Origin of the sequence: Streptococcus sp. ST16, assembly GCF_046098135.1 — a bacterium.
Taxonomy (GTDB): Bacteria; Bacillota; Bacilli; order Lactobacillales; family Streptococcaceae; genus Streptococcus.
The window spans coordinates 1-14,810 of record NZ_JBJUSE010000010.1; the positions used below are offsets into that span (position 1 = coordinate 1).

Consider the following 14,810-nt stretch of genomic DNA (forward strand, 5'->3'; position numbering starts at 1 on the left):
AAAAGGACTTAGTCCTGTGCAATACAGAACTAAATCCTTCACTTAAATTATTTGTCTAACTTTTTGGGGTCAGTACATTAAAACTGTCTTTTTTGTTAACTAGAAAAGAGGTTGGTAGTGGTACCAACCTTCATTTTAAAATTTTTCGTTTAATAATCTTTCGTTGGAGTTGGAGGAGTGTCAAGCTTGCCCCCATAGCAGCAACAAATGATAAAGCTGTGTTCAATTTTAAGGCTAAAAAGATAAAACTAAAAAACACCATAAAAATACAAAAACAAGCAATATTTACAAAAAATAAAATCTCTTTTAAATTGGAGCTAACAGGTGCTTCCAGTGTATAGTCTTGATAAAGCGGAGTTTGATTCGATTCGGGAGTTTGTTCAAACTCATAAGCTTCTAATTTTCTTGCGGGCATGATTCTCTCCTTAACAGTACATAACTATTTTATCATTTTTTATGCAGAGAATTATTACAGAATTGTTACAAAACTACTAAAGTCTCTTATCATCTTCTAAGTCGCTCTTCTTGACACCCACTAGGGAAAGTGATAGCATGGGTGTTACACTTAAAACAGATGACCTGACCTTCTCTATTATAAATATACTGAGTAAGGAAGGGATAACTTATATAAATTGATAGCAAGATGAGGCTTTTTCCTAAGATGATTTGTTGAGTTGCTACCTGGATACTTTTGAAGAGTATTGGTAGGAGTTGTTTTGAATGGATGGAAGGACAGAGATTCTGTCTATTGGACTGGGTGGCATTTTGTTACCTCTGGGAAAGGTTAAAGGAGATAAGCATGTATCTTGCTATCAAAGAAATAGTACGAAACAAACTTCGATATAGTTTGATTCTGACTACCATTTTTCTTATCGCTTTTATGGTCTTTTTTATGACCAGTCTAGCTCTTGGTCTCGTGCGAAACAACCGAGCCGCTATTGATAACTGGCAAGCGACGGGTGTCGTTTTATCCGACTACGCAAATGATAATTTGACAGCATCCTTTATTCCTGAAAAGGACTACAAGGATAAAAATTCTGAAGAGGCTGCTCCATTGGGCTATATGTTTGCTGTAACCAATCTAGTCGATGGTAGTGAAAAGGTCAATGTTTCCATTTTTGCTCAAGAGTGGGACTCTTTTATCTCTCCGAGTTTGACGGAGGGCCGTTATCCTGAAAGAGATGATGAGGTTGTCGTGGATCAGTCCTTTGAGAACTATGGGATGAAGCTAGGTGATGCCATTCAGCTCAATGGAAGCGAGGCAGGTTATAAGATTGTAGGTCTGACTCAAGGAAATAAATTTTTCACCGAGCCTGTTGTCTTTACGAGTCTGACAACTTATTGGACCTTACAAGGAACCTTGAAGGCCAATCGTTCCATCTCTGCCTTGGTATTGAAAAATAACATAGAAGTGGTTGGGGATGGACTGAAACAGATTTCTATTCCAAAAATGATATCAAAAATTCCTGGTTACACACCTCAGGTCAATGTATTTTCAGGAATGATTCTCGCTATGATTGTCATTACAGGCTTGATTGTGGGTATTTTTGTTTATATCATTACCATCCAAAAACTAGGTCTTTATGGAATAATGCGAGCTCAAGGGATACAGATCAAAACCATTGTATGGTCTCTATTCTGTCAAATCTTCCTCCTAGCTGGTATGGGGATTGCTTTAGCCTTGCTGGCAATCGGAGGAGTGATTTTAGTCTTACCAGCTACCTTCTTTTTCTATCCAAGTTGGATAGCCTACTCTGTCCTAAGCTTGGTAATTTCCTTGATGGCCCTTCTAGGTGGTGTCATTTCACTTCCACGCTTGCTAAAGGTGGACCCGATTACTGCGATTGCAGAGTGATAAGGAGAATAGTATGACAGCATTGATTGAAATGACTCAAGTTACAAAAACCTACGGGGAAGGAAAGATGAAAGTCGCTGCCCTGCATGAGACGAATTTTCAGCTAAATGCGGGAGAGTTCGTAGCTATTGTTGGACCTTCGGGATCTGGAAAGACGACCTTTCTAACAACTCTAGGACAACTTCAGGAAGCATCTAGTGGAAAGATTCTAGTAAAGGGGAAGGAAACAGGCAGTTTGACGGAGAAGGAGAAAACAGACCTCCGTTTTAGAGAGTTTGGTTTCATTCTCCAGGCTTCAAACTTAATTCCATTTCTAACGGTCAAGGAACAGCTGGATTTGATTGACAGACTGGATAAGGGAAAAAATAGTAAAAGTGACCGAAAAGAGCTCTTTGAGTTGTTGGATTTGGAAAAAGTACAAGATCATTATCCCAAGGCTCTATCGGGTGGCGAACGTCAACGTGCGGCGATTGCTAGAGCGCTTTATAATAATCCGAGCATCGTTCTTGCAGATGAGCCGACAGCCAGTCTAGATACCCAGCGTGCTTACCAAGTAACGGAGATGTTGGCTGCCATTGCCCATGAACAAGGAAGAGGAGTTGTTATGATTACGCATGATACTCGTCTTCTTGATAAGGTTGATCGTATTTATGTCATGAACGATGGCCACCTAGTTGAAGAAATACATGCATAAAAGAAAGTGGACGGTACTGGTTACTGTTCACTTTTTGATTGGGAAAGATAGAAACAAGTTTAACTTTTTGTGAAACTCTCAATATTCATAGCTGATTTTTGAGAATTGTGGTATAATTTTCCTTATGGAAAAGATTATCATTACAGCAACTGCTGAAAGTATTGAACAAGTTGAACAACTGCTCGAAGCTGGCGTAGATCGTATCTATGTCGGTGAGAAAGATTTTGGTCTTCGTCTGCCAACGACCTTTAGTTATGAAGAGTTGCGCACCATCGCTAATCTCGTTCATGATGCGGGTAAGGAATTAATTGTTGCAGTCAATGCCCTCATGCACCAAGATATGATGGATCGTATCAAGCCTTTTCTAGACTTCTTGGAAGAGATCAAGACAGATTATATCACTGTTGGAGATGCCGGTGTCTTTTACGTAGTCAATCGTGATGGCTATTCCTTTAAGACTATCTACGATGCTTCAACCATGGTGACAAGCAGTCGTCAGATTAACTTCTGGGGCCAAAAGGCAGGAGCTTCTGAGGCGGTTTTGGCGCGTGAAATTCCATCTGCCGAGCTCTTCAAGATGCCAGAGATTTTGGAAATTCCTGCTGAAGTCTTGGTTTATGGTGCCAGTGTCATTCACCATTCTAAGCGTCCGCTCTTGCAAAACTACTATAACTTTACGCATATCGATGATGAAAAGACGCGTAAGCGTGACCTCTTCTTGGCAGAACCAAGTGATCCAGAGAGTCATTACTCGATTTTTGAGGACAATCATGGTACCCACATTTTTGCAAATAACGACCTTGATTTGATGACTAAATTGACAGAGTTGGTGGATCACGGCTTTACTCACTGGAAACTAGAAGGTCTCTACACACCTGGTCAGAATTTTGTAGAAATTGCCAAACTCTTTGTCCAAGCACGCAGCTTGATTCAAGAGGGGAATTTCAGTCATGACCAAGCCTTCTTGTTAGATGAGGAAGTGCGCAAGTTACACCCTAAAAACCGTTTCCTCGATACAGGATTCTATGATTACGATCCTGATATGGTTAAATAGGACATAAAAACCCGAAATAAAAATGTTCGGGTTTTTCCAGTGTATCCATGAAATAAAAACGGATACATGTTATAATAAAAATAGCTCTTTAATGGAGGTGTTTGAGTGGAAAATCTGAAGAAAATGGCAGGTATCAAGGCTGCTGAGTTTGTCAAGGATGGCATGGTAGTCGGACTTGGAACGGGCTCTACTGCCTACTATTTCGTAGAAGAAATCGGTCGTCGGATTAAGGAAGAAGGATTGCAGATTACTGCTGTAACGACTTCCAGTGTGACCAGTAAACAGGCTGAAGGTCTTAACATCCCGCTCAAGTCGATTGATCAAGTGGACTTTGTCGATGTGACAGTCGATGGAGCGGATGAAGTAGATAGCCAGTTTAACGGGATCAAAGGCGGTGGTGGTGCCCTTCTGATGGAGAAGGTTGTCGCAACGCCCTCAAAAGAATACATTTGGGTGGTAGATGAAAGCAAACTGGTAGAGAAACTAGGTGCTTTTAAATTGCCTGTGGAAGTGGTTCAGTATGGCGCAGAACAGGTTTTTCGTCGTTTTGAGCGAGCTGGCTACAAACCAAGTTTCCGTGAAAAAGACGGTCAGCGTTTTGTAACCGATATGCAGAATTTTATCATTGACCTAGCCTTGGAAGTCATCGAAGACCCAATTGCTTTCGGACAAGAGTTAGACCATGTCGTTGGTGTCGTAGAGCATGGCTTGTTTAACCAAATGGTGGATAAGGTCATCGTTGCTGGACGAGACGGGGTTCAGATTTTAACTTCAACAAAAGCAAAATAATCAAAATAATAAGGAGATACACTATGTCAAAATTTAATCGTATTCACTTGGTAGTACTGGATTCTGTAGGAATCGGTGCGGCACCAGATGCCAATAACTTTGTCAATGCAGGGGTTCCAGACGGAGCTTCTGACACACTGGGACACATTTCCAAAACAGTTGGTTTGAATGTGCCAAACATGGCTAAAATTGGCCTAGGAAATATTCCTCGCGAAACACCGCTGAAGACTGTACCAGCTGAAAGCAATCCAACAGGTTATGCAACGAAATTGGAAGAAGTATCACTTGGTAAGGATACCATGACTGGACACTGGGAAATCATGGGACTCAATATTACCGAGCCTTTCGATACTTTCTGGAACGGATTCCCAGAAGAAATCTTGACAAAAATCGAAGAATTCTCAGGACGTAAGGTCATTCGTGAAGCCAACAAACCGTACTCAGGTACAGCTGTTATCGATGACTTTGGACCTCGTCAGATGGAAACTGGGGAGTTGATTATCTATACTTCAGCTGACCCTGTTTTACAAATTGCTGCCCACGAAGACATCATTCCTTTGGATGAATTGTACCGTATCTGTGAATACGCTCGCTCAATTACACTTGAACGACCTGCCCTTCTAGGCCGTATCATTGCCCGTCCTTATGTGGGTGAGCCAGGTAACTTCACTCGTACAGCTAACCGTCGTGATTTGGCCGTTTCTCCATTTGCCCCAACTGTTTTGGATAAATTGAATGAGGCTGGTATCGATACTTATGCTGTTGGTAAAATCAACGATATCTTTAACGGCGCGGGTATCAATCATGACATGGGCCACAACAAGTCAAACAGCCACGGAATTGATACATTATTGAAGACCATGGGACTTGCTGAGTTTGAAAAAGGATTCTCCTTCACAAACTTAGTTGACTTTGATGCCCTTTACGGCCACCGTCGCAATGCCCATGGTTACCGTGATTGCTTGCATGAGTTTGATGAACGCTTGCCTGAAATTATCGCAGCCATGAGAGAGAATGACCTTCTCTTGATTACAGCGGACCATGGAAATGACCCAACCTATGCAGGAACAGACCACACTCGTGAATATATTCCACTTTTGGCATACAGCCCTGCCTTTAAAGGAAATGGTGTCATTCCAGTTGGACATTTTGCAGATATCTCAGCGACTGTTGCCGATAACTTTGGTGTGGAAACTGCCATGATTGGGGAAAGTTTCTTAGATAAATTGGTATAAGATGACGCGCTATGCTTTACTGGTAAGGGGCATTAATGTCGGTGGGAAGAATAAGGTTGTTATGTCGCAACTACGTCAAGAATTGACAGAGTTGGGACTGGGAAAGGTTGAAACCTACATCAACAGTGGCAATATTTTCTTTACTTCGACAGATCCCAAAGCCCGATTGGTTGAAAAGTTAGAGGTTTTCTTTGCAGTCCATTATCCATTTATTCAGAGCTTTTCTTTGCTGAGTCAGGAAGATTATGAAGAAGAGCTGAAGAATCTGCCAGATTGGTGGACCAAAGATTTGGCACGAAAGGATGTCCTCTTTTACACGGAGGGCTTGGATGTGGATCAAGTCATGGCGACAGTTGATAGTTTAGAACTGAAAGATGAAGTGGTTCATTTTGGAAGACTTGGGATTTTCTGGGGGAAATTCTCTGAGGAATCCTACTATGCAACTGCCTATCATAAGTACTTGCTCAAGATGCCTTTTTATAGCAACATCACCATTCGCAATGCCAAAACCTTTGACAAAATCGGTCAAATGCTAAAAAATAATAAAGGAGATACAGAATGACATTTTTAGATAAGATCAAGGAAACAGCTGCTTTCTTGAAAGGCAAGGGAATCCAAGCTCCCGAGTTTGGTCTAATCCTTGGATCAGGTCTTGGAGAACTTGCAGAAGAAATCGAAAATCCAGTTGTAGTAGACTATGCAGATATCCCAAACTGGGGCCGTTCGACAGTAGTCGGTCACGCTGGTAAATTGGTATATGGTGAACTTTCAGGGCGCAAGGTCTTGGCTCTTCAAGGTCGCTTCCATTTCTACGAAGGCAATCCTCTTGAGGTCGTGACTTTCCCAGTTCGTGTGATGAAAGTTCTCGGATGTGAAGGTGTCATTGTAACCAATGCAGCTGGCGGTATTGGATTTGGTCCTGGTACATTGATGGCTATCTCAGACCATATCAATATGACAGGCCAAAATCCATTGATGGGTGAAAACTTGGATGATTTTGGTCCTCGTTTCCCAGATATGTCTAAAGCTTACACACCAGAATACCGTGTTACTGCCCATGAAGTGGCTAAGAAACTTGGTATTGAGCTTGATGAAGGTGTCTATATCGGTGTAACTGGTCCGACATATGAAACCCCAGCAGAAATTCGTGCCTATAAGACATTGGGAGCAGATGCAGTTGGTATGTCCACTGTTCCTGAAGTTATTGTGGCAGCCCACTCTGGCTTGAAAGTTCTAGGAATTTCATGTATCACTAACCATGCTGCAGGTTTCCAAGAAGAACTCAATCATGAAGAGGTTGTAGAAGTGACTGAACGTGTTAAAGGTGACTTCAAAGGTTTGGTTAAAGCTATTCTTGCTGAACTCTAATCCTATGAAAGCACGACTCCAAAGCCTGCCCTACGGACTGAGGCTACTTCTAGCCACTCTATCATTGGGAATAGGGACGGGTCTGGTCGGAATTGCTTGCCATTATTTACTAGAAAGTGTGCAATGGCTGGCCTTTGGCCAAACTAGTTCGGATTTGCTCCAGCAATTTCAAGAAGCTGGGGGTCTCCGTAGATTCCTCGTTCTGTGTGTGACAGGGGTCTTGGCAGCTGGCTTCTGGTATGTCCTACAAAGGCGCCATAAGATTTTGTCTATTCGTCAGCAAATTATATTAGCTGGAGACAGGGAGCCAGCGCTCTTAGCCCACCTCTTTCATGCAGGTATGCAGGTTGCGATTGTCGGAGCAGGCGCATCGGTCGGAAAAGAAGGAGCACCACGCGAGGTTGGGGCCCTTCTAGCTGGTTGCTTGTCAAAGGGGTTCTCTCTAGCCCTTAAAGAACGAAAGGTGTTGGTTGCCTGTGGAGCAGGAGATGGTCTAGCTGCGATCTATCAGGTTCCCTTTGCTAGTAGTTTGTTTGTCTTTGAGACCTTAGAACTTACCTATAGTTGGCAGAACTTTTTGCTGGTTTTGGCTAGTACCTATCTGGCAACCTGGGTGGCTCAGCCCATTGTTGGTCAGGATGCTATTTATCACCTATCTGCGGTCTCTTGGTCGTCTAGCAGTTTCTTGCAGGCGATTCTGATTGCTTCATTGGTTACTCCACTTGCGCTGGGCTTCCGATTTTTAGCTAAACGGGCGGACCACAAGCGACGGAAGAATGGGACAATTCTTTGGGCTCTTCCTCTAGCCTTTCTCGTGCTGGGGAGCCTGGCAGTCTTTTTCCCTATCTTTATGGGAAATGGCCAGGTACTAGCCCAAGCCTTGTTGTCTAGCCAGCCAATTCCCTATCTTCCATTGACTCTTGCGGTGAAGGGGCTTTTAGTTTATTTCCTCTTGCGTAATGGTGCCTATGGAGGAACCTTGACGCCATCATTTGCCTTGGGAATTGGATCTGGCTATTTAGTGACTTTGCTTTTGACAGTAGTTGGCATTCATCTGGATCCAGCTCTAGGAATGCTACTAGGAGCAACAGTCTTTTTAGGAACGACCTTACAAGCTCCTCTGACGACTATTGCTCTGAGCCTTGGATTTACAGGCCAGAATTGGAGTTTGACAATACCGCTTGTACTAGCGGCAGGAATGTCTTACGTAATTCGAAAGAGATGGGAGAAGAAACAATGAAGGTACATTTTGTACTGCATGAAACATTTGAGGTTCCGGGAGCTTATCTAAAATGGGCTCTGGCACGAGGGCATCACATTACATCAACAAAGGTTTACGAAAAAGAACCTCTTCCTGAAACAATTGACGGAATTGATTTTCTGATTGTTATGGGTGGCCCTCAATCACCTGATGAGGATAGAGAAAACTTCCCATACTATGATCCTAAGGCCGAGATTGCTTTTATGAAAGAAGCGATTGCTGCAGATATTTATATTGTTGGTGTCTGTCTTGGTGCGCAGCTCCTGTCTGTTGCCTATGGTGCGAAGTATGAACATAGTCCAGAACGCGAGATCGGCGTTTATCCTGTGACATTGACGATGCAAGGCCTAACAGATCCTCATGTCAGCTTGTTCGGAGAAACCTTAGAAACCGGCCACTGGCACGGTGATATGCCAGGGCTGACAGAAGATGCTGTTGTTCTTGTGACGAGTCAAGGTTGTCCACGTCAGATTATTCGCTTCAGTTCGAAACATTATGCCTTTCAGGCTCATTTGGAATTTGATCCCGAAGCAGTAGAACTCTTAATTACTGCGGATGGTGAGGAGCAATTAAAAGAGCAAAGTGAAAAGTTACCTTTTGTTCAAACACCAGAAGAATTACGTGGGAACAATTACTCTGAAATGAATGTAAAACTGTATGCATTTTTAGATTCGTTGGTAAACTAGGAACTACAGAAAGGCAGGATTCCAGCTTTGGAAGAGAACTTGGAATCATCTTACTATGAAATCAAAAGGTGTAGTAAGTATTTAATACTACCCCTCTTTAAACTTTATATAATATATAAAAAGAAAGGTAGAGCGAGATGTTCTGATTTGAACACGAGCGGAAAACTTTTCATAACAATAAAAGAAAGGATGGGTAAACTGTATTCACTGAACTGAATACGGGCGGAGAACTGTGTAAAAAAGATAAACTGTCTAGCATCTACGATGCCTCGTCAGTTTCCTATTTTTACTTTGTTTTCTGTCGCTATCCTAAATATACAATAAAGAAAGGTAGAGCAAGGTGTTCTAATTTGAACACGAGCGAAAAACTTTTCATAACAATAAAAGAAAGGATGGGTAAACTGTATTCACTGAACTGAATACGGGCGGAGAACTGTGTAAAAAAGATAAACTGTCTAGCATCTGCGATGCGTCGTCAGTTTCCTATTTTTACTTTGTTCTCTGTCGCCCTTTATATCTTAACTATGTCTATCCATATTGCTGCTAAGCAGGGTGAAATTGCTGATAAAATTCTTCTTCCAGGGGATCCTCTTCGTGCTAAGTTTATTGCGGAGAATTTCCTTGAAGATGCTGTTTGTTTTAACGAAGTGCGTAACATGTTTGGTTACACTGGTACTTATAAGGGTCACCGTGTATCTGTCATGGGAACTGGGATGGGGATGCCGTCCATTTCGATTTATGCGCGTGAGTTGATTGTGGACTACGGTGTGAAAAAATTGATCCGTGTGGGAACTGCGGGTTCATTAAATGAGGATGTTCATGTCCGTGAATTGGTTTTGGCGCAAGCAGCTGCAACTAACTCAAACATCATCCGCAATGACTGGCCACAGTATGATTTCCCACAAATCGCTAGCTTTGATTTGCTAGACAAGGCCTACCATATCGCCAAAGATCTCGGTATGACCACCCACGTTGGGAACGTTTTGTCATCTGATGTCTTTTACTCAAACTACTTTGAAAAGAACATTGAGCTTGGTAAATGGGGAGTTAAAGCTGTGGAAATGGAAGCAGCAGCCCTTTACTATCTTGCTGCCCAACACCACGTTGATGCACTTGCTATTATGACCATTTCTGATAGTTTGGTCAACCCAGATGAAGACACTACTGCAGAAGAACGCCAAAATACCTTCACCGATATGATGAAGGTTGGATTGGAAACCTTGATTGCAGAGTAATCAGAGAATAGATTTTCAATTACATTAGTTACAAGGACTGTTGTAAGTGATTTATTTTCAATATCTAAGCAATGATAAAGAAAGAGTTGAAAATCCAACTATTGATTTTCAACTTTTTTAGAACCCAGCTTAAGGAGAGATGTGATGGATAAAATAGAACTATTACAAGATTTGATTGATAAAAGCCACAGAATAGTCTTTTTCGGAGGGGCAGGAGTGTCAACCGAGTCTAATATTCCAGATTTTCGTAGTTCAGATGGTGTTTATAGTCATCAGTTAGGCCGTCATTTTACGGCAGAACAACTCGTTTCTCGGACCATGTTTGAGCGCTATCCAGAAGATTTTTTTGACTTTTATAAGAAATACCTGATTTATCCAGAAGCCAAGCCTAATGCTGCTCATACTTATCTGGCTGCTTTGGAAAAGACAGGCAAGCTAAAGGCTGTTGTGACACAAAATATTGATAGTCTTCATGAAATGGCAGGCTCCCAAAAGGTCTTTAAATTGCATGGGAGCGCGGACCGAAATTACTGCTTAGGTTGTCAACGTTTCTATAACTTAACTGGTTTTCTGGCCCTCGAGGGACCTGTTCCCCACTGCCTAGACTGTGGCAAGGTGGTCAAGCCTGACGTGACCTTGTATGAAGAATCACTTGACATGGATGTTTTTAGTCAAGCTGCACAAGCTATTCGGCAAGCAGACTTGCTGATTATTGGTGGGACTTCCTTGGTTGTTTATCCTGCAGCTAGCCTAGTAAACTATTTTTCTGGGACAAATCTGGTTGTTATCAATAAAACCAGTATTCCACAAGACAGCCAAGCTACATTGGTCATTGAAGGCAAGATTGGGGAAGTCTTTTCGAAATTGAGACAATAAAAGAATTTTAGAAGATAGCAACAAAACCTTGTTACTTGAAAGAGAAAACTATCTCATTTATTGACCACTATCTCGCTCTTTAAGAGTTATTAAAAACTGGCTGAGAAAATCAAAACACCTTCACCGATATGATGAAGGTTGGTTTGGAAACCTTGATTGCAGAGTAAAATGTAAAAGAAAATCCTGATTTCAAGTGGAATCAGGATTTTTTCATAGATGCGATTTTTTCTGGATCTGGTGTAACTCGGAGGGTCTTTTGTCCAGTATAGGTCACAAAGCCGGGTTTGCCACCTGTTGGTTTGTTGAGTTTTTTGACTTCTATCATGTCAACCTGCACCAGATTTGACAGACGTCCCTTGGAGAAGTAGGCAGCTAGTTCGGCCGCATCTGTCTTGACTTCGTCAGAAGGATTGAGATTTCCTGAGATGACGACATGGCTGCCAGGGATGTCCTTGGCATGGAACCAAAGTTCCTCCTTGCGGGCCATTTTAAAGGTTAGTTCCTCGTTTTGCAGGTTATTGCGTCCGACATAGATGATGGTCTTGCCATCGCTCGCCAGATACTGTTCTGGTTTTTTGCGTTTCTGGATTTTTTCACGTTGGCGTCTTCTAATGAAGCCTGTTTGGATTAATTCTTCACGGATTTCAGCGATTTCTTCCAGCCCAGCTTGGTTGAGGACGGTCTCCACGCTTTCCAGATAAAGAATGGTTGCCTTGGTTTCTTCGATCAGCTCAGTCAAGTATTTGACGGCTTCTTTGAGTTTCTGGTAACGTTTGAAATAGCGTTGGGCATTCTGGCTGGGTGTTAGCGCCTTATCAAGCGTGATGGTGATAGGCTGGTTGGTGTAGTAATTATCCAAGGTAACCTGCTCTTGGTCATTGGGAACCTGATGGAGAAAAGTTGTCAGTAATTCTCCTTTTTGGCGAAACTCCTCAGCGTTGTCTGTCGCCAGCAGTTCTTTTTCTTGTTTTTTGAGTTTGTGCCGATTTTTCTGAAGTTCATTTTCAACACGGCGAATGAGTTCGCTGGCTTGCTGTTTGACACGGTCGCGTTCAGCCTTGTCCCTATAGTAGGTGTCCAAGAGCTCTGAAAGGTTGGTAAAAGGCTCTCCTACACGATTCGCAAAAGGAACTGGGCTGAAAGAAGTCTCTGTCAAAAATGGTTTGCTTGCTTGACTGAAAAAGTTACGGAAATTGGAAAGTTTTTCACTAACCAGTATGCTTTCCAATTCATTTGCCGTATCGCGTCCTAGACCTTGAAAGAGACTTTGAAGATTTTTAGCTGTTAATTCCCGTGTTTGCAGGATTTCAAAGAGCTTTTCATCCTTGACAGTAAAAGGATTGAGAGCATCCGTACTAGGTGGAGCGATATAGGTCGATCCAGGAAGCAAAGTGCGGTAGCTATTTTGTGAAAAGCCGACGTGTTTGATGACTTCGAGAATTTTATGACTGCTTTTATCAACCAGTAGAATGTTACTGTGTTTTCCCATGATTTCGATAATCAGGGTAGCCTGGATATGGTCTCCAATCTCGTTTTTATTGGAAACAGTGATTTCCACAATGCGGTCATTTTCCACTTGCTCAATTGACTCAATCATAGCACCCTGCAAATACTTTCTCAAAACCATGATAAAAGTCGAAGGTTGGGCTGGATTTTCAAATGTTGTTTGGGTCAGCTGGATGCGACCAAAAACTGGATGGGCAGAAAGGAGCAGGCGATGGCTTTGGCGATTGCTACGGATTTGCAAGACCAACTCTTGTTCAAAAGGCTGATTGATTTTCTGAATGCGACCATTGACCAACTCGCTTCGCAATTCCTCAACCATGTGGTGTAAAAAAAATCCGTCAAATGACATCGTTCTCTCCTTGTGATTGTATTCCATAGTATTATATCAAAAAGGTAGAATAAAATCATGGAAATATGGTATAATAAAGCCAAGTAAAGAGAATCGAGAAGTACATGTATATTGAAATGGTAGATGAAACTGGTCAAGTTTCACAAGAAATCTTGCAACAAACCCAAGAAATTTTGGAATTTGCAGCCCAAAAAATAGGAAAAGAAGACAAGGAGATGGCAGTCACTTTTGTGACCAACGAGCGTAGCCACGAACTCAATCTCGAGTACCGTGATACCGATCGTCCGACGGATGTCATCAGCCTTGAATATAAGCCAGAGTTGGACATTGCCTTTGACGAAGAGGATTTGCTGGAAAATCCAGAATTGGCAGAAATGATGTCTGAGTTTGATGCCTACATTGGGGAGCTTTTTATCTCTATCGATAAAGCGCATGAGCAGGCCGAGGAATACGGTCACAGCTTTGAGCGTGAGATGGGTTTCTTGGCAGTACACGGCTTTTTACACATTAACGGCTATGATCACTACACTCCGGAAGAAGAAGCGGAGATGTTCGGTTTACAAGAAGAAATTTTGACAGCCTATGGACTCACAAGACAATAAACGAAAATGGAAAAATCGTGATCTGGTATCTAGTTTAGAATTTGCTTTGACAGGTATCTTTACCGCTATCAAGGACGAACGCAATATGCGCAAACATGCAGTGACGGCACTAGTAGTCGTCCTTGCAGGTTTTGTTTTTCAGGTGTCACGAATCGAATGGCTCTTTCTCCTAATGAGCATTTTCTTAGTAGTAGCGTTTGAGATTATGAACTCCGCTATTGAAAATGTGGTGGATTTAGCCAGTCACTATCATTTTTCTATGTTGGCAAAGAAAGCCAAGGACATGGCAGCAGGTGCCGTGCTAGTGGTTTCTCTTTTTGCTGCAGTGACAGGTGCACTTATCTTTCTCCCACGCATTTGGGATATACTATTTTAAACAGTAAGAGGAAATTATGACATTTAAATCAGGCTTTGTAGCCATTTTAGGACGTCCCAATGTTGGGAAGTCAACCTTTTTGAATCACGTCATGGGGCAAAAGATTGCCATTATGAGTGACAAGGCGCAGACAACGCGCAATAAAATCATGGGGATTTACACCACGGATAAGGAGCAAATCGTCTTTATTGACACGCCAGGAATTCACAAGCCCAAAACAGCTCTTGGGGATTTCATGGTGGAATCTGCCTACAGCACCCTTCGTGAAGTAGACACTGTTCTATTCATGGTGCCAGCTGATGAGCCACGTGGTAAGGGGGACGATATGATTATCGAACGCCTGAAAGCTGCCAAGGTTCCAGTTATTTTGGTGGTGAACAAGATTGACAAGGTTCATCCAGACCAACTTCTGGCTCAGATTGATGACTTCCGTAATCAAATGGACTTTAAGGAGATTGTCCCAATCTCAGCCCTTCAGGGAAATAACGTTTCTCGTCTAATTGACATCCTTAGTGAAAATCTAGATGAAGGTTTCCAATATTTCCCATCTGATCAAATCACAGATCACCCAGAGCGCTTCTTAGTATCAGAAATGATTCGTGAGAAAGTTCTTCATTTAACTCGTGAAGAAATCCCTCACTCAGTTGCAGTAGTGGTTGACTCTATGAAGCGTGACGAAGAGACCGACAAGGTTCATATTCGCGCAACTATTATGGTTGAGCGCGACAGCCAAAAAGGCATTATCATTGGTAAAGGTGGCGCTATGCTCAAGAAAATTGGGACCATGGCCCGTCGTGATATCGAACTCATGCTAGGGGACAAGGTTTTCCTAGAAACTTGGGTCAAGGTTAAGAAAAACTGGCGTGATAAAAAGCTAGATTTGGCTGACTTTGGCTATAATGAAAAAGAATACTAAGTAGAGGT

The 14,810-nt window shown here is 42.3% G+C and carries 16 protein-coding genes; 14 read left to right on the forward strand and 2 right to left on the reverse strand.

Annotated features, from left to right (window positions below; all coding sequences use genetic code 11):
* Window positions 1–130: 130 nt before the first annotated feature.
* Window positions 131–415 carry a DUF3270 domain-containing protein gene (locus ACIY14_RS06845; protein ID WP_409002050.1) on the reverse strand — a complete coding sequence of 95 codons (285 nt, stop codon included), beginning with the start codon at window positions 413–415 and terminating at the stop codon, window positions 131–133.
* 384 nt (window positions 416–799) lie between these two features.
* Here ACIY14_RS06845 and ACIY14_RS06850 point away from each other — a divergent pair, with 384 nt between their 5' ends.
* The 11 genes from ACIY14_RS06850 to ACIY14_RS06900 all read left to right on the forward strand — a co-directional run bounded on the left by ACIY14_RS06850 (window position 800) and on the right by ACIY14_RS06900 (window position 11,053).
* Window positions 800–1,855, forward strand: coding sequence for an ABC transporter permease (locus ACIY14_RS06850; RefSeq protein WP_409002051.1), 1,056 nt, complete (start codon window positions 800–802; stop codon window positions 1,853–1,855).
* A gap of 13 nt (window positions 1,856–1,868) precedes the next feature.
* Window positions 1,869–2,549 (forward strand): ABC transporter ATP-binding protein, encoded by a 681-nt coding sequence (locus tag ACIY14_RS06855; RefSeq protein WP_409002052.1) that lies wholly within the window; start codon window positions 1,869–1,871, stop codon window positions 2,547–2,549.
* Window positions 2,550–2,673: 124 nt separating this feature from the next.
* Complete coding sequence (locus ACIY14_RS06860; protein ID WP_409002053.1) at window positions 2,674–3,603, forward strand: peptidase U32 family protein; 930 nt, start codon at window positions 2,674–2,676, stop codon at window positions 3,601–3,603.
* 105 nt (window positions 3,604–3,708) lie between these two features.
* Window positions 3,709–4,392 (forward strand): ribose-5-phosphate isomerase RpiA, encoded by a 684-nt coding sequence (gene rpiA, locus ACIY14_RS06865; protein WP_409002054.1) that lies wholly within the window; start codon window positions 3,709–3,711, stop codon window positions 4,390–4,392.
* Between the two features lie 23 nt (window positions 4,393–4,415).
* Window positions 4,416–5,627, forward strand: coding sequence for a phosphopentomutase (locus tag ACIY14_RS06870; RefSeq protein WP_000033118.1), 1,212 nt, complete (start codon window positions 4,416–4,418; stop codon window positions 5,625–5,627).
* A 1-nt stretch (window position 5,628) separates the two neighbouring features.
* Entirely contained in the window at window positions 5,629–6,189 is a 561-nt protein-coding gene (locus ACIY14_RS06875) for a DUF1697 domain-containing protein (RefSeq protein ID WP_409002055.1), read from the forward strand.
* On the forward strand, window positions 6,186–6,995 hold the full coding sequence (locus ACIY14_RS06880) for a purine-nucleoside phosphorylase (protein WP_409002056.1): 810 nt from the start codon (window positions 6,186–6,188) through the stop codon (window positions 6,993–6,995). The genes ACIY14_RS06875 and ACIY14_RS06880 overlap by 4 nt, the downstream gene beginning before the upstream one ends.
* A gap of 4 nt (window positions 6,996–6,999) precedes the next feature.
* On the forward strand, window positions 7,000–8,235 hold the full coding sequence (locus tag ACIY14_RS06885; RefSeq protein WP_409002057.1) for a chloride channel protein: 1,236 nt from the start codon (window positions 7,000–7,002) through the stop codon (window positions 8,233–8,235).
* On the forward strand, window positions 8,232–8,942 hold the full coding sequence (locus tag ACIY14_RS06890; protein WP_409002058.1) for a type 1 glutamine amidotransferase: 711 nt from the start codon (window positions 8,232–8,234) through the stop codon (window positions 8,940–8,942). The genes ACIY14_RS06885 and ACIY14_RS06890 overlap by 4 nt, the downstream gene beginning before the upstream one ends.
* Before the next feature lie 524 nt (window positions 8,943–9,466).
* Window positions 9,467–10,177, forward strand: a complete 711-nt coding sequence (gene deoD, locus ACIY14_RS06895; protein WP_025173256.1) for a purine-nucleoside phosphorylase — start codon at window positions 9,467–9,469, stop codon at window positions 10,175–10,177.
* Window positions 10,178–10,321: 144 nt separating this feature from the next.
* Entirely contained in the window at window positions 10,322–11,053 is a 732-nt protein-coding gene (locus ACIY14_RS06900) for an NAD-dependent protein deacylase (RefSeq protein ID WP_409002059.1), read from the forward strand.
* A gap of 199 nt (window positions 11,054–11,252) precedes the next feature.
* On the opposite strand, the gene pavA is transcribed toward ACIY14_RS06900, so the two are convergent.
* Complete coding sequence (gene pavA, locus ACIY14_RS06905; protein ID WP_409002060.1) at window positions 11,253–12,908, reverse strand: Rqc2 family fibronectin-binding protein PavA; 1,656 nt, start codon at window positions 12,906–12,908, stop codon at window positions 11,253–11,255.
* 104 nt (window positions 12,909–13,012) lie between these two features.
* On the opposite strand from pavA, the gene ybeY reads away from it, so the two are divergent.
* From ybeY to era, 3 genes are read left to right on the forward strand one after another with little or no spacing between them, the layout of a single operon-like run.
* A complete protein-coding gene (gene ybeY, locus ACIY14_RS06910; protein WP_000275169.1) occupies window positions 13,013–13,510 on the forward strand; it encodes an rRNA maturation RNase YbeY in 498 nt (165 codons plus the stop codon).
* Window positions 13,491–13,886, forward strand: a complete 396-nt coding sequence (locus ACIY14_RS06915; RefSeq protein WP_084933324.1) for a diacylglycerol kinase family protein — start codon at window positions 13,491–13,493, stop codon at window positions 13,884–13,886. Before ybeY ends, ACIY14_RS06915 begins: the two co-directional genes overlap by 20 nt.
* A 16-nt stretch (window positions 13,887–13,902) precedes the next feature.
* Window positions 13,903–14,802, forward strand: coding sequence for a GTPase Era (gene era / locus ACIY14_RS06920; RefSeq protein WP_409002061.1), 900 nt, complete (start codon window positions 13,903–13,905; stop codon window positions 14,800–14,802).
* Window positions 14,803–14,810: the final 8 nt, after the last annotated feature.